General features: G+C 45.0%; 17 protein-coding genes. 11 read left to right on the forward strand and 6 right to left on the reverse strand.

The window, feature by feature from the left end; translation table 11 throughout:
• Positions 1–21: 21 nt before the first annotated feature.
• Both LMH68_RS12320 and argS read right to left on the reverse strand, forming a co-directional pair.
• Positions 22–450, reverse strand: coding sequence for an HIT family protein (locus LMH68_RS12320; protein WP_017061937.1), 429 nt, complete (start codon positions 448–450; stop codon positions 22–24).
• A gap of 468 nt (positions 451–918) precedes the next feature.
• The gene (gene argS / locus LMH68_RS12325; RefSeq protein WP_017070297.1) at positions 919–2,652 is read right to left on the reverse strand and encodes an arginine--tRNA ligase; all 1,734 of its coding nucleotides are present in this window, start codon (positions 2,650–2,652) and stop codon (positions 919–921) included.
• Positions 2,653–2,999: 347 nt separating this feature from the next.
• Here argS and LMH68_RS12330 point away from each other — a divergent pair, with 347 nt between their 5' ends.
• Entirely contained in the window at positions 3,000–3,596 is a 597-nt protein-coding gene (locus LMH68_RS12330; protein ID WP_229647128.1) for a VOC family protein, read from the forward strand.
• Between the two features lie 283 nt (positions 3,597–3,879).
• Here the strand turns inward: LMH68_RS12330 and purU are convergent, their stop codons facing one another.
• Positions 3,880–4,713 carry a formyltetrahydrofolate deformylase gene (gene purU / locus LMH68_RS12335; RefSeq protein ID WP_029235131.1) on the reverse strand — a complete coding sequence of 278 codons (834 nt, stop codon included), beginning with the start codon at positions 4,711–4,713 and terminating at the stop codon, positions 3,880–3,882.
• Positions 4,714–5,014: 301 nt separating this feature from the next.
• Between purU and LMH68_RS12340 the strand changes: the two genes are divergently transcribed.
• The 8 genes from LMH68_RS12340 (at position 5,015) to rnd (ending at position 13,077) form a co-directional block, all read left to right on the forward strand.
• Positions 5,015–5,215, forward strand: coding sequence for a hypothetical protein (locus LMH68_RS12340; protein ID WP_017062381.1), 201 nt, complete (start codon positions 5,015–5,017; stop codon positions 5,213–5,215).
• A 160-nt stretch (positions 5,216–5,375) separates the two neighbouring features.
• Positions 5,376–7,304: an ATP-dependent DNA helicase gene (locus tag LMH68_RS12345; protein WP_017063417.1), complete on the forward strand. Its 1,929-nt coding sequence runs from the start codon at positions 5,376–5,378 to the stop codon at positions 7,302–7,304.
• A gap of 59 nt (positions 7,305–7,363) precedes the next feature.
• Positions 7,364–8,065, forward strand: coding sequence for a tRNA (adenosine(37)-N6)-threonylcarbamoyltransferase complex dimerization subunit type 1 TsaB (gene tsaB / locus LMH68_RS12350; RefSeq protein WP_229647127.1), 702 nt, complete (start codon positions 7,364–7,366; stop codon positions 8,063–8,065).
• Between the two features lie 72 nt (positions 8,066–8,137).
• A complete protein-coding gene (locus LMH68_RS12355; RefSeq protein ID WP_017062378.1) occupies positions 8,138–8,443 on the forward strand; it encodes a hypothetical protein in 306 nt (101 codons plus the stop codon).
• A gap of 35 nt (positions 8,444–8,478) precedes the next feature.
• Complete coding sequence (locus LMH68_RS12360) at positions 8,479–9,039, forward strand: Slp family lipoprotein (protein WP_017062377.1); 561 nt, start codon at positions 8,479–8,481, stop codon at positions 9,037–9,039.
• A 48-nt stretch (positions 9,040–9,087) separates the two neighbouring features.
• The gene (locus LMH68_RS12365; RefSeq protein ID WP_229647166.1) at positions 9,088–10,014 is read left to right on the forward strand and encodes an alpha/beta hydrolase; all 927 of its coding nucleotides are present in this window, start codon (positions 9,088–9,090) and stop codon (positions 10,012–10,014) included.
• A gap of 106 nt (positions 10,015–10,120) precedes the next feature.
• Positions 10,121–11,815 carry a long-chain-fatty-acid--CoA ligase FadD gene (gene fadD, locus LMH68_RS12370; RefSeq protein WP_017062375.1) on the forward strand — a complete coding sequence of 565 codons (1,695 nt, stop codon included), beginning with the start codon at positions 10,121–10,123 and terminating at the stop codon, positions 11,813–11,815.
• A gap of 143 nt (positions 11,816–11,958) precedes the next feature.
• On the forward strand, positions 11,959–13,077 hold the full coding sequence (gene rnd, locus LMH68_RS12375) for a ribonuclease D (protein WP_017067370.1): 1,119 nt from the start codon (positions 11,959–11,961) through the stop codon (positions 13,075–13,077).
• Positions 13,078–13,206: 129 nt separating this feature from the next.
• On the opposite strand, the gene minE is transcribed toward rnd, so the two are convergent.
• Genes minE through minC form a run of 3 tightly spaced genes read right to left on the reverse strand, consistent with a single transcriptional unit; the run spans position 13,207 to position 14,973 of the window.
• The gene (minE, locus tag LMH68_RS12380; RefSeq protein WP_010436847.1) at positions 13,207–13,470 is read right to left on the reverse strand and encodes a cell division topological specificity factor MinE; all 264 of its coding nucleotides are present in this window, start codon (positions 13,468–13,470) and stop codon (positions 13,207–13,209) included.
• 6 nt (positions 13,471–13,476) lie between these two features.
• Positions 13,477–14,289, reverse strand: a complete 813-nt coding sequence (minD, locus tag LMH68_RS12385) for a septum site-determining protein MinD (protein ID WP_009848498.1) — start codon at positions 14,287–14,289, stop codon at positions 13,477–13,479.
• Positions 14,290–14,310: 21 nt separating this feature from the next.
• Complete coding sequence (gene minC, locus LMH68_RS12390; protein WP_017063419.1) at positions 14,311–14,973, reverse strand: septum site-determining protein MinC; 663 nt, start codon at positions 14,971–14,973, stop codon at positions 14,311–14,313.
• A 219-nt stretch (positions 14,974–15,192) separates the two neighbouring features.
• On the opposite strand from minC, the gene LMH68_RS12395 reads away from it, so the two are divergent.
• The gene (locus LMH68_RS12395; RefSeq protein WP_017062372.1) at positions 15,193–15,483 is read left to right on the forward strand and encodes a YcgL domain-containing protein; all 291 of its coding nucleotides are present in this window, start codon (positions 15,193–15,195) and stop codon (positions 15,481–15,483) included.
• Between the two features lie 30 nt (positions 15,484–15,513).
• Positions 15,514–16,512 (forward strand): lytic transglycosylase domain-containing protein, encoded by a 999-nt coding sequence (locus tag LMH68_RS12400; RefSeq protein WP_017062371.1) that lies wholly within the window; start codon positions 15,514–15,516, stop codon positions 16,510–16,512.
• Positions 16,513–16,555: the final 43 nt, after the last annotated feature.

The raw sequence follows: 16,555 nt of genomic DNA on the forward strand, positions 1-16,555 counted from the left end.
GCTCAATGAGATGAATTCGAATTATGCTTTCTTGAAGATAGAGCTCAGTGACAGAACGTTTTGGATACGAGTCAGGATAGCGGCTTGATCTTCTTCACTGCGCTGTTCGCCTTTTGTATTACCCCATACTGGGCCGGGCCAAGCAATGTCGTCTTTGAAGCGTGCAATATGGTGGATGTGCAGTTGTGGCACCATATTACCCAGCGCACCAAGGTTCAATTTGTCTGGTTGGAACGTTGCTTCTAATGCTTGGCTTACCGCCTGAGATTCATGTAGGAACTGCTGTTGCTCTTTCATTGGTAAGTGGTGCAACTCTTTTAGGTTGGCACGTTTTGGTACCAAGATAACCCAAGGCACTGCGTTATCTTTGTGTAGCAGGGCTAAGCTCAGTGGAAATTCGCCGATAAGTGTGGTGTCTTTCGCAAGTTGCGGGTGAAGTTCGAAGCTCATGATCTTTCCAATTAATTGTTTTACATGAGTATAAGGTCGGAGTTTGAATGTGGCTAGGGCTTACGTTCTCAATAAGCAGATTCCCTATCACGTTCGTCCCTCACTGTAGGGAATGATGGTGAGAAGAGGGATAACGATTTGGTGTGGTTTGATGGCGCATCATTGATGTTGTCTTGGATTCACTACACCTATTCTCGTCATCTCCTAGAGCGACGAATGAGCGTAATAGGAGATCTCTTGCTGTGTAGGTTAGCTAATCGCTTAAATAATCGAGTAAACAAACCTCCAGACAAAAAAAAGGTTGACGCTTTCACGTCAACCTTTCTAATTTTCTCGAATCTCGAATCTCGAATCTCGAATCTCGAATCTCGAATCTCGAATCTCGAATCTCGAATCTCGAATCTCGAATCTCGAATCTCGAATCTCGAATCTCGAATCTCGAATCTCGAATCTCGAATCTCGAATCGCTTACATGCGCTCTAGAGTGTCGATACCTAGAAGCGATAGACCTTGCTTGATCGTCTTCGCTGTTAGTGCAGCAAGCTTCAGACGGCTCTGCTTAACAGCTTTGTCTTCAGCAACTAGGATAGGGCAAGCTTCGTAGAAGCTAGAGAATTGACCAGCTAGTTCGAATAGGTAGCTACACATGATGTGTGGTTGACCTTCACGAGCAACAGACTGTACTGCTTCTTCAAACTGTAGAAGTTTCGCGATAAGCGCTTTCTCTTTCTCTTCAGTGATTTTGATTTCACCTTCAAGCGAGTCCATAGAAATGCCAGCTTTAGCAAATACAGAAGCAACACGAGTGTATGCGTACTGCATGTATGGTGCTGTGTTGCCTTCGAATGCAAGCATGTTGTCCCAATCGAACACGTAGTCAGTAGTGCGGTGCTTAGAAAGGTCTGCGTACTTAACCGCTGCCATAGCAACAGTGTTCGCGATCGCTTTCTTCTCGTCTTCTGCTAGTTCTGGGTTCTTAGATTCGATTAGCTGCGCTGCACGAACTTCGGCTTCATCAAGAAGATCAGCAAGACGAACAGTACCGCCTGCACGAGTCTTGAATGGTTTACCGTCTTTACCTAGCATCATGCCGAATGCGTGGTGCTCAAGAGAAACAGATTCTGGGATGTAACCTGCTTTACGAACGATAGTCCAAGCTTGCATTAGGTGCTGGTGTTGACGTGAGTCGATGAAGTAAAGAACGCGGTCTGCGCCTAGTTCTTCAAAACGGTATTTTGCACAAGCAATGTCGGTTGTTGTGTAAAGGAAGCCGCCGTCGCGTTTCTGGATGATAACGCCCATTGGGTCACCATCTTTGTTTTTGTATTCGTCTAGGAATACAACTTGTGCGCCGTCATCTTCTTTAGCAAGACCTTGCTCTTTCAGATCCGCAACAATAGTTGGAAGCATGTGGTTGTACATGCTTTCGCCCATTACGTCATCACGTGTTAGAGACACGTTTAGACGATCGTAGTTGCGTTGGTTTTGAATCATTGTTACGTCAACAAGCTTCTTCCACATCTCTGCGCAGAACTCGTCGCCGCTTTGCAGTTTAACAACGTAGCCACGTGCTTTAACTGCGAACTCTTCGTCTTCATCGTAGAGCTTTTTAGATTCACGGTAGAAGCCTTCAAGGTCAGCAAGTTCCATTGAAACTTCACCAGACTCAGCCTGAACGCGCTCAAGGTTTGCGATAAGCATACCGAATTGAGTACCCCAGTCACCGATGTGGTTAGCGCGGATAACGTTGTGGCCTAGAAATTCTAGAGTACGAACTACTGCATCACCGATGATAGTTGAACGTAGGTGACCAACGTGCATTTCTTTAGCAACGTTTGGCGCAGAGTAATCCGCAACAATTGTTTGTGTTTCTGCTACTGCAACACCAAGGCGAGAGTCAGCCAATGCTGCGTCTGCTTGTTTGGCTAGGAAAGCTTCATCTAGGAAGATGTTTAGGAAACCCGGACCTGCGATTTCAACTTTAGACGCGATACCGTCTAGGTTTAGAACGTCCAATACTTTTTGAGCAAATTCTCGTGGGTTAGTGCCTAGTCGTTTAGCAACGCCCATAACGCCGTTTGCTTGGTAGTCACCAAACTGTGGTTTTGCAGATTGACGAACAGCAGCAGGAGAGCCTGCAGGTGCGCCAGCGGCTTCTAGAGCCTGAGATACTTTGTCATTAATAAGTGCTTGGATATTCACACGCGTTTCCTTCAATTCAAGGATGATAAGAGTGGCCGTTAATTCTTGGTCATTAAATTGGTTAATTATGCTTCTAGTTAACGATTTAATGCCAAAATCAGCAGCAGACTCTGTTTAAGTTCACAGAAATGGCGGTAATCATACCAATTTTGTGCGGTTTCTTATAGGTCGAATTGATAGAAAATTAACATTTCCTGAGTGGTTTTTGACAATCGACTTTTAGCAAGACGCGTTTGCATGTTTAAGGAGCGAAAAGAACATAGTTATTGAGTGTTTTTTGTAAAAGCAACGCTTGTTGCAAAAGGCAAAACTGATAACATGCAGCCATTATTTGGAGAACACAGACAATGATGATGAGCCTGAAGCAAGCTGAACTAGAACCACAACAAATGATCGCCCGCCTTGATACTTTTATGGCAAAAATCGAGAGCCTAGGAAATACATTAGGTTTGGATTTAAGCTTTGCTCAAGCGGATCATATTGCGCTGCGAATCAATGACACTGAGCTAGCGAAATCTGCCCATCAAGCGTGGTCTGAGTACGGCTCTACGATTTCTGAGGCGATGATTAATGGTCGTCCAATTGTGGTGTTGGCTTTCGATGAACCCTTGCAAAGCCTTGGCTGGAAAATTGAATGTTTGGAGCTGCCATATCCAGCAGAAGGTAAGATTTACCCAAGCCAAGATTGGGAACATGTAGAGTTTGTGATTCCTTCTCATGCCCAAACAGCTGATGAGTATCTAGCGGATCTTAAAGAAACTTACCCGCAGTTCGCTGCTAACTTTGAAACGCTGGGTGAGCAAGGCGTTAAGATCAAACTCTCTAGCCCGAAAGGCGAGGGTGAACGTCTGAATAACCCAACGGTTGCATTCAAGCATCAAGGAATTTGCATCAAGCTGCACCCACACTCACTTAAGCGTATTGTCGAATCAGAACAGGCTTAAGAGTTGCTGACAATAGATTCCTGACCTCGCCTAGGCTCGTTGGAATGACGTACACGAGTTCGGGTTTGTGCTTCATAGCGGACTCGTGTGATTAACGTGTGTATAGCCATGACTTTAATCACCCACGAGAGCCGTCATTCCCGATAGCGACGAAGGAGCGTAGTCGGGAATCTCTCAAAGCGAGTCTGATCATCAGATACAAAAAAACGCGCGATGGGTTAACCCATCGCGCGTTTTTTATTGGGTTCTAACTGGAAGTCTTACCGGAAATCGAAGCTCCGACTTACAGAATCACAGTCTTATTGCCGTAAACAAACACATGATCATTGATCACTTTATTTAACGCCTTACTTAATACATTCTTCTCTACGTCACGACCGGCTTGCGCCATGTCTTTCGCGCTGAAGTTGTGATCCACCGGGATAACATCTTGCTTGATGATTGGGCCTTCATCCAAATCATTAGTCACAAAGTGTGCCGTTGCGCCAATGATCTTCACGCCGCGCTCATACGCTTGTTGGTATGGCTTCGCGCCAATAAATGCTGGCAAGAAGCTGTGGTGGATATTGATGATCTTGTGGTGGTATTTTTCAACAAAACCTGGTGTCAGCACTCGCATGTACTTAGCCAAAACAAGGTAATCCGCCTCGTACTGGTCAATCACTTCTAGCATCTTCTTCTCATGTTCTTCACGGTTTAGCCCTTCGTGAGAAACATGGTGGTAAGGGATGTCAAAACGCTCGGTTAGGCTTTGTAGAATGTCGTAGTTACCGACAACGGCCGCAATTTCAACGTCTAAGCTGCCATCGAAGTTCTTCATTAGAATGTCGCCAAGGCAGTGTGCTTCCTTGGTCACGAGTATCACAACACGCTTGCGAGACGAATCAACAAGCTTACGTTTCGTATTTGGTGGCAGGGCTTGATCTAAATCGGCAAGTAAGGTTTCGTCATTGAAATACCCTTCAAGCTCGGTGCGCATAAAGAAGTGGCCACTTGTGTTATCTACGAACTCATTGTTGTGAATAATATTGAGTTGGTGCTTATAACAAATATTGGTGATCTTAGAGATGAGGCCGGGGGCATCAGTACAATGTGTTAGTAAAGTTTTTCTTTCCATTTGCATCTTACTTCCATGAAATGTTGCACTTATTATATGAAATCGGGATTCTTCAAATTTAATGCAGGCCGTCGAACGGTGAACTGAGCCGCAATATCACCGTTATAATTAATCTATTATCAAGTTGGTTTCAACAAATTCTGCTGCTCATTTATCGCTTTGATAAATTGTTTGATATAGAAATATCAGTTTTTAGATAGAAAAACAGGCAGAAGCTTCATTTTTAAAAGTTTTGACCGTAGTACGCATTTGAACTTCAACCGAGGCATTTACGCCTTGGCCAAAAATAGAGGTGATACTTATGGATAAAGAGTTACTAGCCAAAAAACTGTACTGCAAGCGAGTGAATTCATTGGCGAGAGGTACCGAATTAGATGGTCATGTTCTAGATGAAATGTGGGAAAGTAAGACCTCACCAACCGATGCAGCGAAAGCCATACAGCCTGGTGATAACCATTTTGAAGGTGCTCCTTGGCTATCACGTTATCTCAGTCGAAAATAAAAACGATTCTCTAATTCCTACTTCTTCAATTCTTACCTTCAAGGTAACTTAAGCCACGTCAAGCCAAACCAAACACCTCCGGTGCGAAGTCATTCTTGATTCGCGCCGGCTCACTAAACCTGCCATAATTCTCCTTCTCTTTTTCTAAACTTCGTACTCTATGATATCTAAAACGTTTTCTGCTGATGGCGCTCTGGGCAAAGCTATCCCTGGGTTTCAACCAAGACAAGCTCAGTTAGACATGGCTGAAGCGGTTTCACAAGCTATTGAAAATCAAAGCCAGTTGGTTGTTGAGGCTGGAACAGGTACTGGTAAGACGTTTGCTTACCTAGTGCCTGCGCTGCTTAGTGGCAAGAAAACCATCATTAGTACGGGGTCTAAAAACCTTCAAGAACAGCTGTTTCACCGAGATTTACCCTTGATGGTCGATGCGCTTGGCTTTTATGGTCAAGTTGCGTTGCTCAAAGGACGTTCAAACTATTTGTGTTTGGACAGACTCAGCCGCCAAATGATCGAGAGTCATGGTGCTCATACCGATCCAACGCTGCTGGCTCAGTTAGTCAAAGTTCGTAGTTGGTCGTCATCCACTCAAACGGGTGATTTAGGCGATTGTGATGATATCGCTGAAGACAGCCCGGTTATTCCAACCATTACCTCGACCAATGATAATTGCTTGGGTAAAGAGTGCCCAAGCTATACCGATTGCTTTGTGCTTAAAGCGCGTAAAAAAGCGATGGATTCCGATGTGGTGGTCGTAAACCACCACCTTTTCCTAGCTGATTTGGCGATCAAAGAAACCGGATTTGGCGAATTGATACCTGAAGCTGACGTGTTTATTTTCGATGAAGCACATCAACTTCCTGACATCGCCAGCCAGTACTTCGGACAATCGGTTTCCAGTCGACAGATCCAAGAGTTAGCCAAAGACATTGAAATTGCTTACCGAACTGAAGCCAAAGACATGCGTCAGCTACAGAAAGTAGGGGATAGGCTCGTTCAATCGTCAGCCGATCTGCGTATTGTGCTTGGTGATACCGGCTTTCGTGGTAACTGGCGCGAAGCTTTGAAATCCGAGTCGATTGCACGCGAGTTAGTTCGTTTGCAAGATGCTCTGCAACTTGCTGTTGATGTATTGAAGTTAGCACTTGGGCGAAGCCAGCTGTTAGATACCGCTTTCGAACGCGCAAATATGATTAAGTCGCGTATCGAACGTGTGTGCGATGTGTCGATCACTGGCTATTCGTATTGGTATGACACTACACCGCGCCACTTTGCTCTGCATATCACACCGCTTTCTGTCGCCGATAAATTCCACGAACAGATTGAGCTGAAGCCGGGCGCATGGGTGTTTACCTCAGCAACCTTGGCGGTGTCGGATGATTTCGAACACTTTACTTCTCGATTAGGGTTAAAACCGTCGGCACAGTTTTCACTGCCGAGCCCGTTTGATTATCCGAATCAAGCGCGCTTGTGTGTGCCTCGTTATCTTCCAGAACCGAATAGCCCCGGTCTCGCGGATAAGCTAGTAAGAATGCTGACTCCTGTGATTGAGCAAAACCAAGGCCGCTGTTTCTTCTTGTGTACTTCACACAGCATGATGAAAGAGTTGGGGGAGCGATTCCGTGAAACCCTCTCGGTTCCCGTTCTATTGCAAGGTGAGACAAGTAAGCAAAAAACCTTAGCCGAATTCATGGAATTAGGTAACGCATTGCTGGTGGCTACAGGTGCTTTCTGGGAGGGGATAGATGTTAGGGGCGACGCATTAAGCTGTGTTATCATCGATAAATTGCCCTTTACAGCCCCTGATGACCCTTTACTTAAGGCTCGAATCGAGGACTGTAAGCTAAAAGGGGGTGATCCTTTTGCACAAGTACAGTTGCCAGACGCTGTGATTACCTTGAAACAAGGTGTCGGCCGATTGATACGTGACAAGCGCGATAATGGTGCTTTGATTATTTGCGATAACCGATTGGTGACTCGCGATTACGGTGGCATATTTTTGGCGAGTTTACCGCCTATCCCTCGTACACGTGACTTAGGGGTCATTAAAGAATTCTTAGCTAAAGACCATTCAACCGCTGCTGAGTAATTGGCATTGTTGAGTTTAGCCATTATTTTTAGATTAGATAACGAATATTTGAGACACAAATGAGCGCGAAAATTCTTGCAGTAGATACCGCAACTGAAAACTGTTCAGTTGCATTAGTAATTGGTGACCAGGTGTTCGCACGTAGCGAAGAGGCTCCTCGAGACCATACGAAGAAAATTCTACCTATGGTGGATGAAGTACTGAAAGAAGCGAATGTCGCTTTAACCGATATCGATGCTATCGCGTTTGGCCAAGGCCCAGGCAGTTTCACGGGTGTGCGTATTGGTATTGGTATTGCTCAGGGCTTGGCTTTTGGTGCGGATTTACCAATGATTGGTGTCTCTACACTGGCAGCGATGGCGCAAGGCAGCTACCGTAAATTTGGTGAAACTCATGTAGCAATAGCGATTGATGCGCGTATGAGCGAAGTGTACTGGGCTCGTTACAGCCGCGAACAAGATGGTCGTTGGACTGCGGTTGATGCCGAATGTGTAACGCCACCAAGTGAACTGGCTGCGCAGTTAGAAGCAGATTCTGAAATATGGGCGAAAGTCGGTACCGGCTGGGAAGCTTATGCCGAGCATATGGATACACTTGCGATCAACACCAAAGCGTGTGAAGTGCTATTCCCAGAAGCTCAAGATATGGCGTTCCTTGCTCAATTTGCTTACGCAGAAGGTAAAGCGGTTGCAGCAGAAGAATCTGAGCCAGTTTATCTTCGTGACAAAGTGACTTGGAAGAAACTGCCAGGTCGCGAATAATTTTTACAAGGTTCTGATGCAAATTAGGTCTAAATGCGTATTATTTAGATTTGAGAGGGCAGATATTTAGTCATGGTATCAATTAACAACTTACCTCCTTCTTCGATAGGCAGCACGTCTAAGCCGAATCGAATTAAAAAGAAGGAGCAGGCAAAAAAATCTGATGCTAGCACTGCGGTTGGGCAACCGACTAAGGTCGCTAATGCTGTTTCTCACTCTATTCGTCAAGTTAAAGAGTCTGAGCTACACAAGGCTCAAATCCAGTATGATCTTCCAGAAGGCCGAGGACGTAAGGCTATGGAAGAGTATATGGATGTAATGAATCAGGCGAAGAAAGAAGAACTTGCAAAGCTTATCGGTGTCGATATCTACATCTAGAGCTTCTTATTAATGCCTGTTTAAGGACCAGAACCATGTCAAATTATCTCTCTAAATTACGCTTAATAGCCTTTTCTCTTGGTGTCTTGGTACTTGCCGGGTGTTCATCACTTCCTAGCGAGCTTGAAGCAAAATCAGAGCCTGTAATTAGCGATTACCAACAGTGGGTCGACCAACTACCGGATGCGCAAAGTGTTCGATTAGGTGGCGTTATCTCTAAAGTGACCAACTTGAAAGATAAGACTCGAATCGAAGTCGCTAATATGCCGATTTCGAGTAGCGGTAAGCCAGATCTAGACGCAGAGCCAAGCGGACGTTTTGTTGGTTATATTGAAGGGTACGTTGAGCCTCTAAGCTTTGCAGAAGGTCGTCTGATTACTTTGGTTGGTCAGTCAATTGGAAGTGAAGATGGAAAAATAGGGGAATACCCTTACACCTTCCCTGTAATGAAAGTGGACAACCAACGACTGTGGAACATCACTGAGCGTGTTGTTGTTAACGATTTTGCACCAACCTACTACTCGTGCAGAAGTTTACATTGTCGCAGTTTTCAAACGATGCCAAGACAAGGTCGAGTGATACAGGACGTAGAGTAATTAACTTTTTAGACGTTGATTGCGCAAACAGATGGAACTAAGTGTTTGATGATTGAAAAGTCATACTCCCTCGCGAGCGGGACGCTTGCAACACAACAGATTGGCAACTCAAAAACGACCGCAACGACGGTCGTTTTTATTCATGGTTGGCTAGATAATTCTGCAAGTTTCACTCAGGTTATGCCGCAAATAGCCAAGCTTTCTCCAGATACTCACCTCGTTGCTATCGATCTCTTCGGACACGGTTTCTCGTCGCATAAACCGGGCAGTTATTACCCATTTCACGACTATATTGATGATTTGCATCAGTTGGTGACTAAATTATCGCCAAACAGACTGGTACTGGTAGGACATTCACTTGGTGCATTGATCGCAAGTTGCTATAGTGCCGCCTTTCCTGAAAAGGTGTCAGGATTAATTCAAATTGAAGGTCATGGACCTCTTTCAGAAGCTCCCCACGAAACAGTCTCTCGTTTGAGGGATGGGGTACTCAGTCGTCTTCGACAGCGAAGAAAGCCTTCACGTCCTCTGGCAAGTCTTGAGGATGCTATTAAGCTGAGAGCTCACGCCAATCAAATCAAAGCAGAACTCATTGCTCCTATTGTTGAACGAGGAATCGTTGAGCTAAGTAATGTTGATCGGACTGTTGTTACTCAAGCTGCTTTTGATCAAGCGACTGTAGATCAAGGTATTGCCGAGTTCGATAACTCTTGGCAATGGCGATGCGACCCTAACCTAAAATGTGACTCGTTATATCGAATGTCACAAGCGCATGCTGAAGCGATCATGGCGGCTATTGAATGCCCTCAATTAATAGTTTTAGGAAATGATGGATTCCGACATTTGCAGCATAATCGCTACAAATCAGCCCATAGTCCTCTAAATATAGAGACTGTTCCTGGTGGACATCATTGTCATTTAGAGAGCCCAGAGCTAGTTTCAGAGCTAATTCTTGGTGTAGTTAACAAAATTTAAACAAGTGTTTGAGCCTTTTAGTGCTCATGCACTAAAGCTGTGCTGTAATACCGCAATGATAAAAAGCGGCGAAGCAGTCGTCAGCTGATAAACGAGGAGTAACATCGTGGATAAACCTTGGCTTTCACGTTATCCAAGTGACGTACCAGAAACGATCAACCCAGATCAGTACCCATCTCTTGTAGAAATGTTTGAACAGTCGGTACAGAAGTACGCGGACCAACCTGCATTCGAGAACATGGGCTCGATTATGACATTCCGTAAGCTTGAAGAGCGCAGCCGTGCTTTTGCCGCTTACCTACAGAATGACTTGAAACTGAAGAAGGGCGATCGCGTCGCGCTAATGATGCCAAACCTACTGCAATACCCAATTGCACTATTTGGTGTATTGCGTGCAGGTATGATTGCAGTGAACGTCAACCCACTGTACACACCTCGTGAGCTTGAACATCAACTGAACGATTCTGGTGCAAAGGCGATTGTTATCGTATCTAACTTTGCGAGCACGCTAGAGAAAGTCGTTGATAACACGCCGGTTAAACACGTTGTTCTAACTAGCCTAGGGCAAATGCTGCCACGCGCGAAAGGGACAATTGTCGACTTTGTAGTGAAATACGTAAAAGGCATGGTGCCTAAGTATGATCTGCCGGGTGCTATCTCATTCAGAAAAGCGCTGCACAAAGGTCGTCGTCTTCAATATGTGAAACCGTTCATGGCGGGTGATGACATCGCGTTCCTACAGTACACTGGTGGTACAACAGGTGTAGCGAAGGGCGCAATCCTAACGCACCGCAATATGATTGCGAACGTACTTCAAGCGAAAGGGGCTTACGGTCCTGTTCTGCAAGAAGGCCGCGAGTTGGTGGTAACGGCATTACCGCTTTACCACGTATTTGCACTGACGGTGAACTGCTTACTGTTTGTTGAGATGGGTGGTCGTAACCTTCTAATTACTAACCCTCGTGACATTCCTGGCTTTATTAAAGAGCTGCAAAAGGTTCCGTTTACCGCAATTACCGGCGTAAACACCTTGTTTAATGCGCTAGTTAATAACGAAGATTTCCACGAGTTGGATTTCAGTAACCTACGCCTATCTGTTGGCGGCGGCATGGCGGTTCAACGCGCTGTTGCTGAGCAATGGAAGAAAGCGACAGGCATTCACCTATTGGAAGGCTATGGCTTAACTGAGTGTTCACCACTGGTAACGGGTAACCCATACGACCTGAAAGACTACACAGGTGCTATCGGCCTACCAGTACCATCGACAGAAGTTCGTATTGTTGATGATGAAGGTAAGGTTATTGCTAATGACCAAGTAGGCGAGCTACAAGTTCGTGGCCCTCAAGTGATGCAAGGTTACTGGCAGCGCCCTGAAGCGACCAAAGAAGTGATCGATCAAGACGGTTGGTTATCGACAGGTGACATCGTTAAGTTTGATGACGAAGGCTTGTTGTACATCGTTGACCGTAAGAAGGACATGATTCTTGTATCAGGCTTCAACGTCTACCCGAACGAGATTGAAGACGTTGTGGCTCTGCATGGTAAAGTGCTTGAAGTAGCAGCTATCGGTCAACCTCATGAAGTGTCTGGTGAATTGGTTAAGATCTACGTTGTGAAGCGTGACCCTAGCCTGACCAAAGAAGACATTATCGCGCACTGTCGTGAGCACTTAACGGGTTACAAAATCCCTAAATTAGTCGAGTTCAGAGATGATCTTCCAAAGACTAACGTAGGTAAGATCTTACGCCGCGTACTGCGTGAAGAAAACGATGCAGAACTTGCGAAACGCGCTAGCGAATAATTAGCCCGTTTGCGCGAAAGTACTGCACCAAAACCATTGAGGCGCTTAATCTAAGCGAGCGCTGAAAAATGGTGTTAGAATGCCGACAGTTAATGTCGGCATTTTTGTATCCGGCGATCAAATAGAAACCTGTGAGAGTTTTTGTGGATTATCAAATCATTACCCAATTGAAAGACCTTGAGCGAGTTTGCCAACAAGCACGTGAAGCCGATGTCGTTATGCTTGATACGGAGTTCGTTCGTACTAGAACCTATTACCCTCAATTAGGCTTGATTCAGTTATTTGATGGTGAAATGCTGTCACTGATTGACCCTATTGCTCTTGATGACATGACACCGTTCGTTACCTTGTTGAAAGACGCATCAGTATTGAAAGTGCTGCACGCGTGCGGTGAAGATTTGGAAGTGTTCCAGAACGCATTTGGCTGTACACCAACACCAATGGTTGATACACAGATCATGGCGGCTTTCTTAGGTCATGGTTTATCAACGGGCTTTGCTGCTCTGGTTTCAGAGTTTGTCGGTGTCGATCTCGATAAGAGTGAATCTCGCACAGACTGGCTAGCGCGTCCGCTTTCTCAAAAACAATTGGACTACGCAGCAGCAGACGTGCATTACCTAATGCCAATGTACAACAAGCTTCTAGAAAAAGTGATGGAAGCTGGCTGGTGGGAAGCGGCTCAGCAAGAGTCTGATTTACAAGTTGCCAAGCGCATTCGTAAAGTAAACCCAGATACAGCCTACCTTGATATTAAAGGGGCGTGGCAGCTTAAACCTAAGCAATTAGCGATCTTACGACCTCTAGCAACTTGGCGTCTAAAAGAAGCAATCAAGCGCGATTTAGCGCTGAACTTTGTCTTCAAAGAACAAGACCTATGGGCTGTGGCGCGTTTTGCGATGAAAGATCCCAAGCACATGGAGCAAGAGGGTTTTGATTACCGCTCTGTGCGTCGCCATGGTGCGAAGATCAGCTCAATCGTAAAGTTAGCGGAACATACACCAGAAGAAGAGTACCCAGCACCAGTAGAACGTCTAATGGACTTCCCTGGCTACAAGCAACTCTTCAAAGTGCTGAAAGATGAAGTGAAAACAGCATCACAACACAGTGGTTTGGCGACGGAATTCTTGGCATCGAAGAAGCAACTTAACCAAATGTTAAGCTGGGTGTGGAAGCACGATCGTAACCCAGAAAAGCTGCCTGATGTTATGCAAGGCTGGCGTTTAGATGTGGTTGGCGAAAAGCTGAGTAAAGCGATCAAATAACCGCTTGCTGCTTTAAAGCCTAACTTAGTTACAGTTATAAACTGCACATACAAAAAAGAGAGCCTAGGCTCTCTTTTTTATTCAATCAATACAAGCAAGTGTATTACCTGCCAATCTTGTTCAGAAAGATTATCGATCTTCTTCTGGAAGCTTAACATTCAACTCTAACACTGAGATGTCGTCATCTTTGTGTTCAAAAGTCAGATCAACCATTGATGGATCGACCTCAACGTACTTGGCAATACACTTCAAGATGTCTTCTTTTAGTTGCGGCAGGTAAGACGGCGCTGGGTCGTCATGGCTGCGTCGTTCGGCAACAATGATCTGCAAACGTTCTTTGGCTAGGTTTGCGGTTGTCTTTTTCTGTGGTCTAAAAAACTCTAATAATGACATTGTGCATTAGCCCCCGAACAGTCGTTTGAAGATGCCTTTCTTCTGTTCCGTTAAGAAGCGGAAGTCAACTTGGCTACCCAGTAGTCGCTCTACAGTATCATTGTAAGCCATACCTGCGTCGGTTGCTTCGTCAAAGATAACTGGAACACCCTTGTTCGATGCGTTCAGTACCGCTTGGCTCTCTGGAATTACACCCAGTAGAGAGATGTGCAGGATTTCTTCAACGTCTTCAACACTGAGCATCTCACCTTGAGTTACACGTGCTGGGTTGTAGCGAGTCAATAGAAGGTGTGTTTTCACTGGCTCTAAGCCGTCTTCAGAACGACGAGATTTAGAGTCAAGAATACCTAGAATACGGTCTGAATCGCGTACTGAAGAGACTTCTGGGTTGGTGGTTACAATCGCTTCATCAGCGAAGTACAACGCCATAAGAGCGCCTTGTTCGATACCCGCAGGAGAATCACAGATGATGAAATCAAAGCCCATTTCATCCAGTTCATCAAATACACGACGAACACCATCTTTTGTTAGTGCGTCTTTATCACGAGTTTGAGAAGCAGGAAGAATGAACAGGTTCTCTGTGCGCTTGTCTTTGATCATCGCTTGGTTCAGCGTCGCTTCACCATTGATAACATTAACGAAGTCGTACACAACACGACGCTCACAACCCATGATTAAATCTAGGTTACGCAGACCGATATCAAAGTCGATAACTGCGGTTTTCTTTCCTTTTAAAGCCAGACCCGAGGCAATAGCTGCACTGGAGGTCGTTTTGCCTACCCCGCCTTTACCTGACGTTACAACGATAATGCGTGCCATTCTGTTTTCCTTTTATTTCTCTTATATTGCGAGGACATCAACGTGTAATACATCGTTTGCCATACTGAACATGGTTTTCTTCTGCCAGTACTCGCTTTCAATTTGATCGCTGAGCCAGTAATTTCCAGCAATGGAAACCAGCTCGGCTTGTAAGTCATTACAAATTATTTTTGCTTCAGTTTGACCACTTGCACCTGCAATCGCACGGCCGCGTAAAGTGCCATGAATATGGATACTGCCATCGGCAATCACTTCCGCGCCTGCACTCACATGGCTGAGAATCAATAGATCGCCATCTTTCGCATAAACCTGCTGACCAGAACGAATAGGGGTTCTAATCACCTTGATTGGTGCCATCTTCGCTGGAGCTTGAGACGGCGACTTGCTTGCCGTCATCACTGCAAAACCGGCTTCTTTAGCGAGGTTTTGCATGCGCTTATCAGAACAGCCAGCCACACCAACCGGGATCATGCCCGCTTGAGATATACCATTTTTAAGTTGCACAAAATCGATATCGCCCGCGACTTTGCTGATGTTGATAACAACAGGTGCGGCAGCGAAAAACGTAGGTGCTTGGTCTACTTTCTCTTGAAGAAAAGAGACTGCATTTTCGACTTGATCATCGGATAAGTGCAAAACAGATAGCGTAAAGCTGCTACCTTTTAGATCTGGGTTACTAGACATCGAAAAACTACAGGACCTCAATAGCGGATTAGTACAATTTCTTTATCAATAAAATAAAGGGCATTGCCTGAAACTAGGTTTATCATGTTATATTCCCAAACCAAGCACAGCAAGTAATCTTGTTGTCAAATGGACGTTTTGTTCCCAATATTTCCCTAACATAAACTATTGATCTCGCAAGTGAGAGTTTTGTAGTCATAATCAATTAAAAGGTTTGTCATGCTGTGTTCTATATATAAAAGCTCAAAGAAAGAAGGAACATACCTTTATATCCCTAAGAAGGATGATTTTTCACAAGTTCCTGACGCATTGATGCAAATGTTTGGTAAACCTAGTTTTGTAATGGTAATTAAAATGGATGGCCGTAAACTGGCTCAAGTAAACATCGAAAAAGTGAAAGAATCACTGAATACCGATGGTTTCTTTTTACAGGTTCCGCCACCACCAGTTAACGAACTTGAGCTTCATAAAGAGCGTAAAGCTCAACAGAAATCTCAAGACGAAGAGTGATAGCCACCTCAATTCAAGGAGGAGTGATCGTTGAGTAAATTTTCGAAAACCATATTGGCTGTGTCGGCATTACTATTGGGTAATAGCCTGACCATAAGTTCAGTACAAGCTGAAGAACTGAGCTTCGAGCAATATGTAGAAAAACTAAAACAACAAGGCCGTGAAGAAGGCATCTCTGAAGCGATCATTGATGAAGCCTTTGATGGTGTAACGTTTAAGCCAAGAGCGGTAAAAGCCGACAAAAACCAACCTGAGAAAAAACTGACTCTGGATGAATACATTCCACGAGCGGTTCCAGATTGGAAAGTGAAGCAAGCAAGGTCACTCTACAAGGAGCATTACACCGCGTTAAAGCGTATTGGTGATGAATATGGTGTTCAACCAAGATTCATTGTCGCGCTATGGGGCGTTGAGAGTAATTTTGGTAAGTTCACGGGCAATTACAGCGTTATCGACGCCCTAACGACCATGGCTTATGAAGGACGCCGAGAAGCTTTCTTCCGTAGCGAAGCGATGGCGGCATTGAAGATTCTTGATCAAGGCCATATTGCACCAAAAGAGATGAAAGGCTCTTGGGCTGGTGCGATGGGTCAACCTCAGTTTATGCCAAGCTCATTCTTAGCTTACGCCGCTGATGGCAGTGGTGATGGCAAGAAAGACATTTGGGGCACTGAAGAAGACGTATTTGCTTCGGCGGCCAATTATCTCAGCCAATCAGGGTGGGATGACAAATATACTTGGGGTCGTCAGGTTCATGTTCCGTCAACTGTGTCGATCGATTTACAAGGTCGAGACGAAGACAAAGCGAAATACTTAAAAGAGTGGTCTGAACTCGGTATTAAACGCTATGACGATCGCCCACTGCCAACACTTGATGAAGACATTAAAGCTTGGTTAATCATGCCGGATGATGAAACCGGACGTTCGTACCTCATTTATAACAACTACAATGTGTTAATGAAGTGGAATCGTTCTTACTACTTTGCTTTGGCAGTAAGCCACCTAGCCGACAGAATTAAGTTTGATTAACAGACCTAAGTCGCTTTGAATAGCATTTGGCCTATCATAGGCA

The organism is Vibrio sp. F13, from assembly GCF_020806305.2.
GTDB classification, from domain to species: Bacteria; Pseudomonadota; Gammaproteobacteria; order Enterobacterales; family Vibrionaceae; genus Vibrio; species Vibrio crassostreae_C.

Coding starts and splice junctions, on each gene's coding strand:
- LMH68_RS12360 (WP_017062377.1), top strand. CDS start 8,479: ATGTCAAATTATCTCTCTAAATTACGCTTAATAGCCTTTTCTCTTGGT.
- LMH68_RS12355 (WP_017062378.1), top strand. CDS start 8,138: ATGGTATCAATTAACAACTTACCTCCTTCTTCGATAGGCAGCACGTCT.
- minC (WP_017063419.1), bottom strand. CDS start 14,973: ATGTCTAGTAACCCAGATCTAAAAGGTAGCAGCTTTACGCTATCTGTT.
- LMH68_RS12395 (WP_017062372.1), top strand. CDS start 15,193: ATGCTGTGTTCTATATATAAAAGCTCAAAGAAAGAAGGAACATACCTT.
- LMH68_RS12320 (WP_017061937.1), bottom strand. CDS start 450: ATGAGCTTCGAACTTCACCCGCAACTTGCGAAAGACACCACACTTATC.
- LMH68_RS12365 (WP_229647166.1), top strand. CDS start 9,088: ATGATTGAAAAGTCATACTCCCTCGCGAGCGGGACGCTTGCAACACAA.
- LMH68_RS12340 (WP_017062381.1), top strand. CDS start 5,015: ATGGATAAAGAGTTACTAGCCAAAAAACTGTACTGCAAGCGAGTGAAT.
- minD (WP_009848498.1), bottom strand. CDS start 14,289: ATGGCACGCATTATCGTTGTAACGTCAGGTAAAGGCGGGGTAGGCAAA.
- tsaB (WP_229647127.1), top strand. CDS start 7,364: ATGAGCGCGAAAATTCTTGCAGTAGATACCGCAACTGAAAACTGTTCA.
- LMH68_RS12345 (WP_017063417.1), top strand. CDS start 5,376: ATGATATCTAAAACGTTTTCTGCTGATGGCGCTCTGGGCAAAGCTATC.
- purU (WP_029235131.1), bottom strand. CDS start 4,713: ATGGAAAGAAAAACTTTACTAACACATTGTACTGATGCCCCCGGCCTC.
- minE (WP_010436847.1), bottom strand. CDS start 13,470: ATGTCATTATTAGAGTTTTTTAGACCACAGAAAAAGACAACCGCAAAC.
- LMH68_RS12330 (WP_229647128.1), top strand. CDS start 3,000: ATGATGATGAGCCTGAAGCAAGCTGAACTAGAACCACAACAAATGATC.